The 14,566-nt window shown below is 57.0% G+C and carries 13 protein-coding genes; 3 read left to right on the top strand and 10 right to left on the bottom strand.

The features are described 5' to 3' along the window. The first annotated feature begins 5 nt into the window (after nucleotides 1-5). Nucleotides 6-2,417: an ATP-binding protein gene (locus HFN16_RS07675; protein WP_168890198.1), complete on the top strand. Its 2,412-nt coding sequence runs from the start codon at nucleotides 6-8 to the stop codon at nucleotides 2,415-2,417. Nucleotides 2,418-2,483: 66 nt separating this feature from the next. Here HFN16_RS07675 and fliQ read toward each other — a convergent pair whose 3' ends face one another. The 9 genes from fliQ to HFN16_RS07630 all read right to left on the bottom strand — a co-directional run bounded on the left by fliQ (nucleotide 2,484) and on the right by HFN16_RS07630 (nucleotide 8,491). Continuing rightward, complete coding sequence (gene fliQ / locus HFN16_RS07670; protein WP_168890197.1) at nucleotides 2,484-2,753, bottom strand: flagellar biosynthesis protein FliQ; 270 nt, start codon at nucleotides 2,751-2,753, stop codon at nucleotides 2,484-2,486. A 205-nt stretch (nucleotides 2,754-2,958) separates the two neighbouring features. After that, entirely contained in the window at nucleotides 2,959-3,723 is a 765-nt protein-coding gene (fliP, locus tag HFN16_RS07665) for a flagellar type III secretion system pore protein FliP (RefSeq protein WP_168890196.1), read from the bottom strand. Further along, on the bottom strand, nucleotides 3,716-4,132 hold the full coding sequence (gene fliO / locus HFN16_RS07660; protein ID WP_247648474.1) for a flagellar biosynthetic protein FliO: 417 nt from the start codon (nucleotides 4,130-4,132) through the stop codon (nucleotides 3,716-3,718). Before fliO ends, fliP begins: the two co-directional genes overlap by 8 nt. After that, entirely contained in the window at nucleotides 4,125-4,694 is a 570-nt protein-coding gene (gene fliN / locus HFN16_RS07655; protein ID WP_168890195.1) for a flagellar motor switch protein FliN, read from the bottom strand. The genes fliO and fliN overlap by 8 nt, the downstream gene beginning before the upstream one ends. An 82-nt stretch (nucleotides 4,695-4,776) precedes the next feature. Continuing rightward, nucleotides 4,777-5,274 (bottom strand): flagellar basal body-associated FliL family protein, encoded by a 498-nt coding sequence (locus HFN16_RS07650; protein WP_168890194.1) that lies wholly within the window; start codon nucleotides 5,272-5,274, stop codon nucleotides 4,777-4,779. 148 nt (nucleotides 5,275-5,422) lie between these two features. Next, nucleotides 5,423-6,148, bottom strand: coding sequence for an OmpA family protein (locus HFN16_RS07645; RefSeq protein ID WP_168890193.1), 726 nt, complete (start codon nucleotides 6,146-6,148; stop codon nucleotides 5,423-5,425). 2 nt (nucleotides 6,149-6,150) lie between these two features. Next, on the bottom strand, nucleotides 6,151-6,972 hold the full coding sequence (locus HFN16_RS07640; protein ID WP_168890192.1) for a flagellar motor protein MotB: 822 nt from the start codon (nucleotides 6,970-6,972) through the stop codon (nucleotides 6,151-6,153). Between the two features lie 27 nt (nucleotides 6,973-6,999). Further along, nucleotides 7,000-7,761, bottom strand: coding sequence for a MotA/TolQ/ExbB proton channel family protein (locus HFN16_RS07635; protein ID WP_168890191.1), 762 nt, complete (start codon nucleotides 7,759-7,761; stop codon nucleotides 7,000-7,002). 22 nt (nucleotides 7,762-7,783) lie between these two features. Continuing rightward, nucleotides 7,784-8,491 carry a YggS family pyridoxal phosphate-dependent enzyme gene (locus tag HFN16_RS07630; RefSeq protein ID WP_168890190.1) on the bottom strand — a complete coding sequence of 236 codons (708 nt, stop codon included), beginning with the start codon at nucleotides 8,489-8,491 and terminating at the stop codon, nucleotides 7,784-7,786. Between the two features lie 326 nt (nucleotides 8,492-8,817). Here HFN16_RS07630 and HFN16_RS07625 point away from each other — a divergent pair, with 326 nt between their 5' ends. Then, nucleotides 8,818-10,464, top strand: a complete 1,647-nt coding sequence (locus HFN16_RS07625; protein ID WP_168890189.1) for a glycosyltransferase family A protein — start codon at nucleotides 8,818-8,820, stop codon at nucleotides 10,462-10,464. An 81-nt stretch (nucleotides 10,465-10,545) separates the two neighbouring features. Here HFN16_RS07625 and HFN16_RS07620 read toward each other — a convergent pair whose 3' ends face one another. Then, entirely contained in the window at nucleotides 10,546-11,676 is a 1,131-nt protein-coding gene (locus HFN16_RS07620) for a twin-arginine translocation signal domain-containing protein (protein WP_168890188.1), read from the bottom strand. A gap of 439 nt (nucleotides 11,677-12,115) precedes the next feature. Between HFN16_RS07620 and topA the strand changes: the two genes are divergently transcribed. After that, nucleotides 12,116-14,539, top strand: coding sequence for a type I DNA topoisomerase (gene topA, locus HFN16_RS07615; RefSeq protein ID WP_168890187.1), 2,424 nt, complete (start codon nucleotides 12,116-12,118; stop codon nucleotides 14,537-14,539). Nucleotides 14,540-14,566: the final 27 nt, after the last annotated feature.

Here is a 14,566-nt window from a genome sequence, read left to right as displayed (position 1 = left end):
ACTTGATGAGTAAGCAATCGACCCCTTCGTTCAAAGCCCTTCCTGTTTCGAAAATGCGCGCCACCCTGGACCCGGCGCGGGTGCCGTTCAAGGACAGCACAGAGATCCCGGACCGCAATGTCTATCCCAAGTTCCAGCCCCGAGCCATCCATGCGCTGTCGCTGGCCTTGGAGATCAAAGGGAATGAACACAACGTATACGTCTCCGGCGAGCCCAACATGGGCCGTACATATTTCGTCAAGTCGTTCCTGAAGCCGGCTGCAGCCAAGAGTACGCCGCCGTGCGACTGGGTGTTCCTCTACAACTTCGAGGACAACGACAGGCCCATCTGCGTTTCCATGCCCGCCGGGCAGGGGCGCAAGCTCAAGCAGGCCCAGCAGAAGGCCATGAACCATATCCGTCAGGAAATTCCTGCGCGGTTCGAAAAGGATGCCTTCCAGAAAAAGCATGAGCGACTGGTCAAGAAACACAACACCCGCCGCGAAGAACTGTTCAGCCAGATGGACGCCACGGCCGAAAAGGAAGACTTCTCCCTGAGTCTGGACGAAGAGGGCATCCTGACCCTCTCCCCCATCGTGGACGGCGAAATCGTGTCGGACAAGGACTTCGACAAGTTCGAGCCTGCCCAGCGCAAGAAGCTCAAGGCCAAGGGCGAGGAGTTACTCGCCTCTGTGTCCTCCATTCTGCGACAGATTAACCAGAATGAAATGGACATGCGCGACTCGGAAAACGACCTGCGTCAGGACACGGCGCGCGCGGTCATGGAAGAGAGTTTCACCAAGGTCAGCGATCGGTTCAAGAACATCGAGGGCATGTCCGAATACTTCGAGGACCTGGCCGAGGAGATCATCGAGAACGTCGATCAGTTCATGCCCAAGGATACCTCTCTTGCCGGACTCCTCCCCGAAGGACTGCCCACGGGCGAAGACTTCTTCACCCGGTTCGAGGTGAACCTGTTCGTGGACAACCGCAAGACCAAGGGCGCGCCCGTGGTCATCGAGGACCACCCCACTGCCTTCAATCTGCTCGGCTCCATCGAGCGCGAGGCGGAAATGGGCGCCATGTACACGGACTTCACTCTGATCAAGGCGGGCGCCATCCACAAGGCCAATGGAGGCTTCCTCATTCTGAACATTGAGGACCTGCTGTCCAACCCCAACTCGTGGGAAGGGTTGCTGCGTTCCTTGCGCTCCGGTCAGTCGCGCATTGAGGACCCAGTGGATCCGGATCAGGTCCGCGCCCGCACCCTTCAACCCGCGCCTGTGGATCTGGAGGTCAAGGTAGTGTTGATCGGCACGGACGAGCACTACGAGATGCTGCTCTACAATGACGACCGATTCGCCAAGTACTTCAAGCTCAAGGCGCACCTGCAGCACGCTGCCGCACGAACCGCTGCCAATATCAAAAATTACCTCTACGTCATCGGCCAGACCGCCAAGGAGACCGAGACGCTGCCCTTCTCGCGAGAGGCGCTGGCAAGGCTGGTGGACTTCTCCTCCCGTTTGGTGGAAGACCAGAAACGGCTCTCCCTGTATGTCCCCCTTATCCGCGAGCGTATGATCGAGGCATCGGCCCTGGCACGTATGGCGGGTAAAAAGATGGTGGGAATGCCGGAACTGAACGAGGCCGTATACGCCAAGGATTACCGCGTGAACCTCTATGAAGAGGAGTTCATGACCGACTACGACCGTCAGGTCATCAAGGTCGAGACCTCCGGCGAGGCCGTGGGACGCGCCAACGGCCTGTCCGTCACCCAGTTCGGCGATTACGAGTTCGGCCTGCCGCACCAGATTTCCTGCACCGTGGGTGTGGGCCATGGCGGCATCCTCGACCTCGAACGGGAAGCCCAACTGGGCGGTCCCATTCACACCAAGGGCATGATGATCATCAAGTCCTATCTGGTGCGCCTGTTCGCACAGGACAAGCCCATCGTGCTGACCGGCTCCCTCTGCTTCGAGCAGTCCTATGCGGGCATCGAGGGCGACTCAGCCTCGGGCGCGGAACTGGCATCCCTGCTGTCCGCTCTGTCCGGCGCGCCGATCAACCTCTCCCTCGCCATGACCGGTGCGGTCTCGCAGTCCGGCGCAGTCATGGCCGTGGGGGGCGTGAACCGCAAAATCGAAGGGTTCTTCGAGGTCTGCCGCCGCCGCAAGCTCACCGGCAAGCAGGGCGTTATCCTGCCCGCTGACAACGTGGTCAACCTGATGCTCAAGGACGAAGTGGTTCAGGCCGTGGAGAACGGCCAGTTCCACATCTACCCGGTGAAAACCATCGAGGAAGCCATGTTCATCCTGACCGGCATGCGCTGCGGCACCCCGAACCGTCACGGCAAATACCCGACCAACTCCCTGTACCACCGCGTGGACAGACGACTGGCCGAACTGGGCAAGCTGGCTGTGCCCGGAGATGCCAAGTAGCCTCTTCAAGATCGCAAACAAAAAAGGGCCGCCCAAAGTGGGCGGCCCTTTTTTGTTCCTTGCCGATTACTGAATGTAATTAGGCAGGTTCAGGAACAAATTGGTCGTGTATGTCGTCATCTTGTCCATTATCCATGGGAACGCCACAAGGAGCGCGATAAATATCGCCAGTAGCTTCGGCACCATGGTCAGGGTCATTTCCTGAATCTGGGTGGCGGCCTGGAGAATCGACACGATGATACCGACTGCCATGCCAATGCCGAGCATGGGCAAAGAGATGATCAAAGTCATCTCGATTGCCTGTCTGGCAAAGCCAATAACGAATTCCGGTGTCATTTGTCTTTTTCTCCAAAGCGGCTGCCCATTAAGGCCCGATTGCGTCGTTGCCAACCGCAAAATGTTCCTCAACGTAGCGCTGCTACGCCTGCGGGCATTTTGTGGCTGTCGCCTAGCACTCGAACCTTTCTGCCCAGCCTAATTCTGACTCAGTCCATTTCCCATTCAGAGAAGGGACTACTCCTAGGCAACACGACGCATTGCGTCACTGGAACGTATTGACGAGGGAACCAATGAGCAAACTCCACCCGTCAATAAGAATAAACAACAAAATTTTGAACGGCAATGATACCATTACCGGCGGCAGCATCATCATACCCATGGCCAACAGAATCGAGGCCACGACCATGTCGAGGATCAGGAATGGGATGTAGATGAGGAAGCCGATGGTGAACCCGGTCTTGAGCTCGGAAATGGTATAGGCCGCCACCAACATCAAGGTGCTGACCTCTTCCTTGTTCTGAGGACGGTCTTCCTTGGTAATGGAATAGAAAATCGACAGGTCCTTCTCGCGGGTATGCTTGAACATGAACTCGCGAATAGGCTTCTGGGCGCGGTCCAGGGCCTCCTGGAACTGGATTTCCTCGTTCATGTAAGGCTGGAGCGCGGTGTCGTTGACCGTCTTGCCCACGGGGTACATGATGACCAGCGTCATGAAAATGGCCAGAGAGGCAAGGATCTGGTTGGGCGGCATCTGCTGCGTGCCCATGGCCTGACGCAGAAAGTGGAATACGATGATGATGCGCGTGAACGAGGTCATGGTCAGCATGATGGCCGGAGCCATGCTGAGCACCGTGAGCAGGAACAGGATTTCCAACAGCGTGGAGACTTCGTTCGGCTCGGCCTGTCCGGCGGCCAACTCCATGGTCAGCTTGGGAATGGAAGGTGCCTGAGCAAGACCCAGCTCAGGAATGAGCAAAACCGCCCCAAGGGCGGCCAGAAAAAGCAGGAGTGTTTTTCCGCTACTCATCTTCCGTTTTCCTTCTGAGCAAATTGGCGAAGCTGATCGGCTTGACCGGCACCGACTTTATGCTCTCTTCTTCCCATTCTTCATCCACTTCGAATTCTTTCAGCAAAGTGACGTGTTCGTCCGTAACACCGAGCATGAACTCCTTGCCACGGTAGTACACCACTGACACGTTCTGCTTGTGGCCAAGCATCAACCGCGTGACCAGTTGGGGCGCATTGCTGCCCGAACGCATACCCATGCCGTGAAAGCCAAGGCGCTTGAGCGCCCAGTAGGCGAAGTAGATCACCCCGAGCAGAAGGCAGAGGTAGCCCAGCGTGGTGAGGACGGTTCCGCCCGTGTCCACTGCCGGGAGTTGCAGGGGCGCCTTGGCGACGGCCTCTGCGGTGGCGTTGAGAGCCTCGCTAGCCAAGCTGCTTCACCCGCTCGATGGGGCTGATGATATCCGTCAGGCGGATACCGAACTTCTCGTTGATGACAACGGCCTCGCCGCGGGCCACCAACTTGCCGTTAACATAAATTTCCAGGGGCTCACCGGCCAGCTTGTTGAGCTCGACAACCGAACCCTGACCCAGCTGAAGCAGTTCGTTGATGAGCAGCTTGGTGCGGCCCAGCTCAGCAGAAACTTCCAGCGGGATATCCAGAATGAAGTCGAGATCGCGCTTGCCTGTACCGCTGCCAGCCTTGGCCTCGGGGCCCATATCGGTCAGGTCGTAGTCGTGGGTCTGCGTGGAGAGGAACGCCTGTTCCTTCTCGTGCCTGACCTCTTCCTGCTCGGTATCGGCGAGAGCGGCGGCCCACTCGTCAGCCAGTGCTTCGTCGTCGGAACCGACATCTGCGCTGCCTGCGTCGGCGGGGTCGGTTATATTCTCGAGTGCCCCAAGCGGATCATCCGGATCGGGGCCATCGTCACCGCCACCATCCAGCAGGGCGTCAGCCCATTCCTGCGCAAGTTTATCTTGATCTTCGGCCATGTCATTCACCTCGTGAAAACGTTGAACCAGTTGTGACCGTCAAAAAACAGAACGGTCCGCACAGCATTTTGCAAAATGCGTGCTACTGGATGACCATCTCGGTTATATAGACACGTAACACACTGCCTTTACCGATGATTTGGTTTAGGCGGTCCGCCACTTCCTGCTTGAGCTCCACCTTGGCCTGCATGGTGGAGAGGCCGTCATAAGTCTTGCTGGAGAGCAGGAGCAGGAGCGTGTCCTTGATCTTTGCCTCGTACTTGGACAGTGCGGCCTGGGCCTCGGGGTCGCGGACTTCCACTTCGAGGCCGAGCTTCAGATAGCGGCGGCCAAGGGGGTCTGCCAGGTTGACCAGAAATACCGGTAACGGCACCAGCTGGCCTTCCAGGGATTCCAGCGGAGCCTGCTCATCACCTTCAGCCATTTCTTCGGTGGCTGCATCTTCATCGGGCGCAGCCAGAAACATGGTGTAGCCAAAGTAGCCACCCACGCCGAGAAGAATCAGCACCACAAGGATGATGATCCATTTGAGCATTCCGCCCTTTTTTCCTTCTTCTTGTCCGAGATCTTCGTCTGCCATGGCGAACACCTTTTTCTTTTTTTTACATATCAGTCATAGCCCGATTCGCTCGGGTTTTCCAGACAAACTTTAGACTCTGCCCCGTCGCCCAAAGCGTAGAACAGAATCTCTTGAAATCTTGCTTCAGCGTCCATGCCAGCCGATCAGCCTATTGATATCCACCGATAGGCCGGGCGGTCTTGAGCAGTATCTCCACCCGCCGGTTCATGTCCGACGTCACCGGACGCCCCGACTCGTCTACCACCGGGAAATCACCGCCATAAGCCGACAGGGAGAAGCGTTCGTTAGGCACTCCAGCAGAAACCAGAAACGTCAGGACGGACAGGGCACGATCTCCTGACAGCTGCAACGGCGTCTCCGTGTTGTCCGTGGCGTCCGTGTAGCCCGCGATGTTAATGGGGGCCGGAGTATGCGTCATCATGGGTACCAGCCGATCAATCAGGAACTCCCCTTCAGGGCTCAGCACGCTGGAGCCCGGCTCGAACAGCAGCTTGTCCGTGAAGACCAGCGCCACGCCATCATTCTTGGCCAGAATCTCAAGGTTCTTGTCCAGATCCTGCTTGTCGATTTCCTCGGGCAACACGTCATCGGGAAAGAGCAGGTCCTTGATACGATTCTTCTTGTCGAGCACTTCCCACGGCTTCTCCATGAGGTCCACGACCAACCGTTCCTTGGCGTTCACCCGACCGGAACCGCGCTTGTCCAGCAGACCGAGGTCGGCAGTGTGGAGCGTCACCCGGGTCAGGATGGCATTATCCATGGACGACATGGTGAGCAACAGCACGAAAAAGGTCAGCAGCAATGTGACCAGATCCGAGAAGGTCACCAGCCACAGCGCCAGAGGCGGACAGGTTTCCTTTTTCTTCCTGGCCATGGCTACTCCAGTCCCTCAGGGGCTGAGAGGTCAAACTCAAACCCGTCCACATCGGTGGTATTCGCGGGCTGACGCACGGCAGGACTCAGCTGTTGCAGACGCTCTCCAGCATCCAGGCTGCGTTTATCCAGCACGATGTCCACACGCCGGTTCTTGGCCCGGTTCTCAGACGTATTTTGCGGATAGAACGGCTTGTACTTGCCAAAGGCTTCCACCTTGAGCATCTGCGGACGCATGCCGCGATCAATGAGGAACTGGTACACGGCCAGCGTACGGTTCAATGAAATTCTCCAGGAGAGATCCGGATTCTCGGTATCGTCACCCGGTTCGTAATTGATGCCGAGCTCGTCGCGGAGTTCAGACGTGTGTCCTGCCAGGAGCAGCGGATACTGCACCTGTGCGAATACCGGCATAAAACTCTGCAACAGGGCCTGTCCCTGAGGCGAGAGTTCATTACTGTCAGGTGCAAAAAGCAGGGTTGAATTGATGGACAGAATCTGAACGAACCGATTGGACCGGAAGTTGATGTCCTGATCCACGTTCTCCCACTGGAGTTCCTTGAGCGGCTCAAGATCACCTGAATCAATTGGGCCGGGTTCCACGGTCTTACGCGTGTCTTTCTTGGAAAACACCTCGTAACTGGCGTCCTGAAAACCAAAAGTACCGATGATGGAGCCAAGCGCCACCAGCTTGCGCCGGGAGTCGATGGTGGACATGGAGACCAGCAGCACGAAGAAGGTCAGCATCAACGTCATGACGTCAGAGAACGTGATCATCCATGGAGGCATCTCCTCGCAGATCAGCTTTTTCTCTTTCTTAGCCATGACACATCCCCCGGTCAGGGTGGAGGGTTATTCCGAAGCCACGCGATCCTTGGGCGGCATGTAGCTGTTCAGCTTCTCTTCGATGATACGCGGGTTCTCACCCTTGGAGATAGACAGGATACCTTCCATGATCATCTCGCGGAGCAGGACTTCTTCCTTGCTGCGCGCCTTGAGTTTACCCGCCATGGGGTTGAACACGAGGTTGGACAGGATCGCGCCGTAGAGGGTGGTGAGCAGCGCCACCGCCATGGCCGGGCCAATGGTGGAAGGATCGGACATGGTCTGGAGCATCTGCACCAGACCGATAACAGTACCGATCATGCCCATGGCCGGCGCGAGGGTGCCGAGCACGGCGACCACGTCTGCACCGGTGGCGTGACGTTCGCTCAGGTAAGAAATCTCCGTTTCGAGGATTTCCTGAATGGTCTGAGGTTCCAGACCATCAACCGTGAGCTGGAGCCCTTTGCGCATGTAATCGTCGTCGATTTCCTTGATCAGGGGCTCCAGGGAGAGGATACCTTCGCGGCGGGCACGGTTGGCGTAATCCTTGAATCGATCGATGATTTCGGTGGGGGATTCCAGGCTGGAAAAGAACGTGTTCTTGATGACGCCGACCACGCCAATGACATACCCCAGCGGGTAGTTGACCATTGCCGCGCCCAAAGTACCGCCCACGACGATGAGGAACGAAGGGACCGAGATGAAGATGATCAGGCTTGATCCCGACAGAATGGCCGCAACGACCAGACCGAACGAAAGCACGATGCCAATGACAGTTCCGAGATCCATACCAACCGCTTCCTTGCGTTATTTATACCTTCGGAGCCCTGGCCCCGAAAATCCTTGTACCGATTCTCACCAGTGTCGCCCCTTCTTCCACGGCCGGAACAAAGTCTCCGGTCATGCCCATGGAGAGATGCGGCAACTTTTTACCCAGCTGTTTTTCCAACTCATCCTTGAGCTGCCTCAACCGGGCAAAAACGGGCCTCGCCCGCTCGGGTTCATCGAAAAACGGCGGCATCGTCATCAAACCGACGAGTCGCACTCCGTCCATTTCCATGACCTCATCGGCCAGGACGGGCAGATTTTCCACTGTGATTCCGGACTTTTGAACTTCTCCCGCGATGTTCACCTGAATGAGGATGTCCTGAACCACCCCGAGGCTTGAAGCCTTTTTATGCAATGCCTGGGCCAGCTTACGTGAATCCACGCTATGTACCAGCCCGAATTTTCCTGCCACGAACTTGGCTTTGTTGGACTGCAACCCGCCAATGAAGTGCCAGTTGAGGTCCAGATTGACCAGTTCTTCCTGCTTGGCCACAGCCTCCTGAACATAGTTCTCGCCGAAATCCAGCTGGCCGCTTTCGGCCAACGCCCTGACATCACTGGCGGGCTTGATCTTGGAAACCGCCACCAGGGTCACGTCTTCGACCTGTCGGCCCGCTTTCCTGGCCGCTTCGGCCAGATCTTCTTTTACTCGGGCCACGTTCTCGGCCAGTTCCTGCTTTCTTTCGCTCATAATATTCAACAACTCCAGGCCGTAAGCCCTCACAGACCTTATCGACCCGTTTGATATTTAGTTTAATGAATTAATGAAATTTTCCTGATATCGTGCGTGCTGAGTATGCTTATAACATGACTCTGTTACCTGTAACCACCTGATTTTTTGCCTGAAGTAAACCAGTCGAGGAAATGGCAATTTTTTCAGACCATTAAGTCTAGAAATAGTCTACATCGTCACTTTGAACACCAAAAGAGCACTTTTTCCGCAACAGGCTAAAGCCATTATCAAAACGGGACGATAACACGGATCACAAGTCACACGCGACAGGAAGAAGGAGCGACATGAACGAACGGTATCTGCAGATTTTCCAAAACGGCATGAAGGACCAGCTCGAAGAACTGACTCTCGACGAGATGGTGCTGTACATACGCAATCATATTCATTCGTTCCTCATGGACGAAACCATCAGCTTCTGCTTCATTGAACGACTCGCCAACGACCCGGAAACGATAAGGAATCAGAAAGCAAGCGCGGCCCTGCTGTACTTGCTGGACAAGGCCGTTCAGATGCGTCCCTTCCGCCCCGGCCTGTTGGCTGCGGTAGAGAACCTGACGCGCAATCCGCATATTACCCAGCGTATCGGCTTCATGAAAGAGCACAACCAATCCATGGAGATCTACGACCAGATCTCCGCGCTGAATCTCAAGACCGATGCCGAAGACGCCCGGAATTTCATCACTCAGCTCATTCAGGCTCACCCATCACACATCACTGCCGCACAGTTTGCCCTGCATGTGGATCGGCAACTCGGCATCACGCAAGGAGAATGGCGCGAGGCCTTCACCTGCCCGCCCGCCCTCCGCCGTGACTGGGAAGTTGCCCTGTTCCAGCACCACGCAGGGATGAAAGACTATGGCCGCGCCATGGAATTGTGGGACAAACTCAAAAAGCCGAACCTGCGAGAGACCACACTTAATTTTGCCGCCGAAATGTTCGTTGAACAGGGCGACAAGGAGCAGGCACTGGAACTCTATCGAGCCTCCCTTGCCCAAGACCCGCGTCAGACGCCAATCCGCCTGCGCATTCGGGAACTGGAAAATCCTTTTGTTCCGGACACCGCCCTGCTCAACTCCTGCGAGTTCAGCATCTGCGTCTACTCGTGGAACAAGGCGGACATGCTCGGTCAGACCTTGGAAAGTCTAGCAACGACGGATTTAGGCAAAGCAAAAATTCACATCCTGCTCAACGGCTGCACCGACCACAGTCGAGAGGAGGTAGACCGCGTGCTGCCGCTTTTCAAGAATAATGAGGTCAAGCTGCATGAACTGCATGTAAACATTGGCGCCCCTGCTGCGCGCAACTGGCTCATGCATCTGCCGGAAGTGCAGGAAGGCAAGTACATCGCCTTCATCGATGACGATGTGGTCCTGCAAAAGGACTGGCTGGCCCAATTCCTGACCATAGCCGAGGCCGACGATCAGGTCGCCGTGGTGGGATGCAAGATCGTCCATCCGCAGACGCCTTCGCCCTTCCAGTATCTGTATCGACACGTAGCGTTGGCCACCCACGGTCTCCTTAAGCTCTCCATCCCTGCGCCGCCGGACCAATACGACAACGGCGTGTACGATGTCATTCGCGAGACCCGGAGCGTCATGGGCTGTCAGCACCTGCTGCGCACCAGCGCGGTGAACAAGATTCCTGCGGGCTTCGACATTCGCTTCTCCCCTTCACAGGTGGACGACATGGATCACGACATGGCCCTCTGCCTTGAAGGGTACAAGGTCATGTATTGCGGCACGGTCACCTGCCAGCACCATCAGGGCAGCGGGATATCGCTCATCTATGCACAGGAATGGAATGCCTCCCGTACCGGCAACGCCATGGGCAATGACATCAAGTTCTTCTTCAAACACTTCGATCACATGGAGCGGATGCAGGCGCTGGACAGCCTGAGTCTCGGCGAGGACGTGCCGCTTCCGGACTTCTAGGTCACTAGGGAAACATACATACGCAGAAAGGGGACCGGTGTGCGCCGGCCCCCTTTCTTTACGGAGGAAACCCAATTGTCGCTAGGCTGGCGCGACAATGGAGTGGACAGTACGGACGAGCTCGGCTTCGCCCTGTGCGGCGTAGATTTCGTACAGGGACATGATGGGAGCCTGAGAGAAAACATAATTGCGGAACTGGTTGAACGGCTTTTTGGTCAGGTCGCCCTCGGAGATGCCGTAGTCACGCACGGCCACCTTGCCCATGACCGGAATGATCCATTTGGCAGCCGGAACGGTCAGCACCCAGTCGTGGTCGCCGAGGTGGGTCACGAACCCTTCCTGACGACGCGGCAGGGGCAGGGTCTTGCCTCCCTTTTCCAGCAGTCCATATTTCACGGGATCGACTCCTGCGATGATGGACGCGGCCTGAATCCAGCCCACCACCTGTGCTTCGTCTTCGGGAGTACGGGGATGATTGTGGGCACATGCCTGCGCCACACAGACCTCGGCGGGCAGGCCGCGCACGATGGACTCGGCCACACCGAGAGGGTGGTGTTCGCCAGTACCGGCCAATTTCTGCTCGCCACGGGATTCACCGTTCTTGTCCCACTGGAAGACCCACGGCTTGTGCAGATCGTGAAGCACCTGCGCCGCGATGACCACGTCGCGGTCCAGCATGTAGCTATAGACGTCGCGGTAGCCATCATAGAGGGCCATGGACACGCGCACATTCAGGTCGGTGTGGGTGGCGAGACCGCCGGGGTAGGAATGGTGACTCTGGTAGCCGCTGCCCGGGGCGGAATAGAAAGGTTGAGGAGCCTCGGAGTAACTGGAAACCGGCGGCAGAAAATCTGCTTCCTTTACGCCTTTGATGAGCCCTTTGGAGGACAGTTCCTTGTAGATGGCTTTCTTGTCGGAACGCCCCATGCCCTTGGTCAGGGTCGGCACGGGATTCTCCAGAATGGCTTCCACACGATGACGGATGGCGGGGTTGCGAATCTCGGCCGCGGCATGACGGACGTTGCGCCACGATGCGGTCACGGCACCGGAAGCCTCGGCCATCTCCACCGGGGTCATCTCCATACATTTGGAGAGGGAAGTGCAGGAAGTGGCGGCAAAAGAGGGAGCGGACACGGAAGTCACGGCAGCGGCAGCCCCAACAGCCACGCCCAGCTTCAGAAAATCACGACGGTTCAAGATATCAGCAGACATGACAATCTCCTTTCAAACAAATTGGTTATCGATCCCTCTTTCTAGGGTTAAACCAGACTGTTTTCCCAACGATTCCGTGGCGAAGATGTCCAGGCTGCGACAATGACGTGAACATACTGTCACATATCAAAACAACTGTTTGATTTTCAGAAATTTACTCCAGTAGCAGTTCTTTTTACTGCAGCACCTCCTTAGCAACCAAAATAATTGCATAAAAAACCTCTCCACCCCATGAAAAAGAGAGAAAAGATCCATTACAGAACCGGGAAAATAACACAATTCACCTATTATCTATATATAGAGGCTTGACTACCTGCCGTTTCTACGTGCATACGACCCCATCAAAGGAGTGTCGCAGGGCTATTGCCCTCGGCCCAATCATTTAATCGGTCGTTGAGGCGGTTGTGTTTCCCCCAACAGTGCGGCCAAGAGTGAAAGCATGCCGAAAGATTTAATCATCGTTGAGTCCCCTGCCAAAGTTAAAACCATCTCCAAATTCCTTGGAAAGGATTACATCGTGGACGCCTCTGTCGGTCACGTCCGTGACCTGCCCACCCGCGATCTGGGTGTGGATGAGGAGAACGACTTCGCCCCGCAGTATGAAGTCATCAAAGGCAAGGAGGACGTGGTCAAACGTCTGAAGGCCGCAGCAAAGAAGGCGGACACCGTCTTCCTCGCTCCTGACCCCGACCGCGAGGGTGAGGCCATTGCGTGGCACGTTGCCGAGCTGATCAAGCCGGTGAACGAAAATGTACGCCGCATCACCTTCAACGAAATTACCGCCCGTGCGGTCAAAGCGGCCCTTGAGGACGCACAGGAACTCAACGAGGACCTGTTCGATTCCCAGCAGGCTCGCCGTATCCTTGACCGTCTGGTGGGTTATAAGATTTCCCCCATCCTCTGGAAAAACGTCAAACGAGGCATCTCGGCCGGTCGAGTCCAGTCCGTTGCCCTCAAGATTCTGGTGGAGCGCGAAAAGGAACGCCGTGCATTCCGGGCCGACGAATACTGGCCGTTCAAGGTATTGCTCGAAGGCACCAACCCGCCGCCCTTCTGGATGGACCTGCACAAGCTGGAAGAGAAGGCCGTCAAGCCGGGCGTCAACCACATCGGTACTCAGTCCGAGGCCGAGACCTTGCAGGAAGAGCTGGAGAACGGCGAGTTCAAGGTGGACTCCGTGCAGGAGAAGCAGCGCAAGCGCTCTCCCCTGCCGCCGTACATCACCTCCACCCTGCAGCAGGACGCCAACCGTCGCATGGGCTATTCTGCCAAACGCACCATGTCCATTGCCCAGCGCCTCTACGAAGGTGTTGAGCTCGGCGCGCGCGGCACCACCGCTCTGATCACTTACATGCGTACCGACTCAGTCCGTATTGCCAAGGATGCGCAGGACGCGGCCAAGCAGTTGATCCTCGACAAGTTCGGCGGCGACTACTATCCGCCCAAGACCCGCAATTTCAAAACCAAGGGCGGCGCACAGGACGCGCACGAAGCCATCCGCCCTGTTGACGTCACCATCACTCCGGACGACGTCAAATCCTATCTCCCGGCCGAGCAGTACAAGCTCTACCGCCTCATCTGGCAGCGTTTCGTCGCTTCCCAGATGGCTGTGGCGACCTTCTGGGACACCACGGTTCTGGTCAAGGCTCCCCGCACCCAGTGGCGCGCCAAGGGCGAGCGTCTGCTCTTCCCTGGCTTCCTGGCTGCCATGGACAAGGCCAAATCCGAAGACGACACCGAGCTGCCCAAGCTGGCCGAAGGCGACGTCCTCAATCTCAACGAGCTGAAGAAAGAACAGAAGTTCACCCAGCCGCCGCCGCGCTTCTCTGAAGCCTCGCTGGTCAAGACGCTGGAAGAACTCGGCATCGGACGCCCCTCCACCTACGCGGCCATCATCTCCACTCTGCTGGATCGTGAGTACGCCCGTCAGGAAGAGAAGCGTTTCGTGCCCACGGAACTCGGTTTCACTGTTTCCGATCAGCTCTCGGAACACTTCCAGGCCCTCATGGATGTCGGCTTCACCGCGCAGATGGAAAATCTCCTCGATGACGTGGCCGCCGGCAAGCAGGACTGGATCAGGCTCCTCAATGACTTTGGTGGCGACTTCTATCCCACGCTGGATAAAGCCCGCACCGAGATGGCCCGCTCGCAGCAGGAAACCGACATCATGTGCGAGAACTGCGGCAAGCCCATGGCCATCAAGTTCGGCAAGACCGGCGAGTTCCTTGGTTGCACCGGCTTCCCCGCCTGTCGCACCATCAAGAACTTCACCCGCGACGAGCAGGGCAACATTCAGGTCGTGGAACGCGAGAAGCCCGAAGATACCGGCGTCAAGTGCGACAAGTGCGGACGCCCCATGGCCATCAAGCAGTCCCGCCGTGGCGAGTTCCTCGGCTGTACCGGCTATCCGGACTGCAAGAACATCGTCAACTTCGAGCGCGACGAGAACGGCAAGATCAAGGTCATCGAATCCGAGAAGCCCAAGGTTGTCGGCACCTGTCCCGAATGCGGCGGCGAACTGCTCCTCAAGAAGGCGCGCACCGGCTCCCGCTTCATCGCCTGCTCCAACTACCCGGATTGCACCTACGCCGCGCCCTTCTCCACAGGCGTGCCCTGTCCCAAGGAAGGCTGCAAAGGCGAGCTGGTCGAGAAGTCCTCGCGCCGAGGCAAGCTCTTCTACTCCTGCTCCACCTACCCGCAGTGTGATTACGCTGTCTGGAACTGGCCCATCAACGAGCCATGTCCCAAGTGCGAGCATCCGATCCTCACGCGCAAGACGACCAAAGACAAGGGCGAGCACATCGCCTGCCCCAAGAAGGGTTGCGGTTACACCCGGCCCATCGAAGGCGAAGAAGAAAAATAACAAACAAGGCCCGGAGCAAACGCTCCG

This window comes from Pseudodesulfovibrio sp. zrk46 (assembly GCF_012516435.1).
Classification (GTDB): domain Bacteria; phylum Desulfobacterota; class Desulfovibrionia; order Desulfovibrionales; family Desulfovibrionaceae; genus Pseudodesulfovibrio.
Note: the sequence above shows the minus strand (reverse complement) of the source record. Positions and strands in the feature narration are given on the sequence as shown.

Excerpts from the sequence above, each read along its gene's own strand:
- HFN16_RS07675 (WP_168890198.1), top strand. The coding sequence starts at position 6 with ATGAGTAAGCAATCGACCCCTTCGTTCAAAGCCCTTCCTGTTTCGAAA.
- fliQ (WP_168890197.1), bottom strand. The coding sequence starts at position 2,753 with ATGACACCGGAATTCGTTATTGGCTTTGCCAGACAGGCAATCGAGATG.
- fliP (WP_168890196.1), bottom strand. The coding sequence starts at position 3,723 with ATGAGTAGCGGAAAAACACTCCTGCTTTTTCTGGCCGCCCTTGGGGCG.
- fliN (WP_168890195.1), bottom strand. The coding sequence starts at position 4,694 with ATGGCCGAAGATCAAGATAAACTTGCGCAGGAATGGGCTGACGCCCTG.
- HFN16_RS07650 (WP_168890194.1), bottom strand. The coding sequence starts at position 5,274 with ATGGCAGACGAAGATCTCGGACAAGAAGAAGGAAAAAAGGGCGGAATG.
- HFN16_RS07645 (WP_168890193.1), bottom strand. The coding sequence starts at position 6,148 with ATGGCCAGGAAGAAAAAGGAAACCTGTCCGCCTCTGGCGCTGTGGCTG.
- HFN16_RS07640 (WP_168890192.1), bottom strand. The coding sequence starts at position 6,972 with ATGGCTAAGAAAGAGAAAAAGCTGATCTGCGAGGAGATGCCTCCATGG.
- HFN16_RS07635 (WP_168890191.1), bottom strand. The coding sequence starts at position 7,761 with ATGGATCTCGGAACTGTCATTGGCATCGTGCTTTCGTTCGGTCTGGTC.
- HFN16_RS07630 (WP_168890190.1), bottom strand. The coding sequence starts at position 8,491 with ATGAGCGAAAGAAAGCAGGAACTGGCCGAGAACGTGGCCCGAGTAAAA.
- HFN16_RS07625 (WP_168890189.1), top strand. The coding sequence starts at position 8,818 with ATGAACGAACGGTATCTGCAGATTTTCCAAAACGGCATGAAGGACCAG.
- HFN16_RS07620 (WP_168890188.1), bottom strand. The coding sequence starts at position 11,676 with ATGTCTGCTGATATCTTGAACCGTCGTGATTTTCTGAAGCTGGGCGTG.
- topA (WP_168890187.1), top strand. The coding sequence starts at position 12,116 with ATGCCGAAAGATTTAATCATCGTTGAGTCCCCTGCCAAAGTTAAAACC.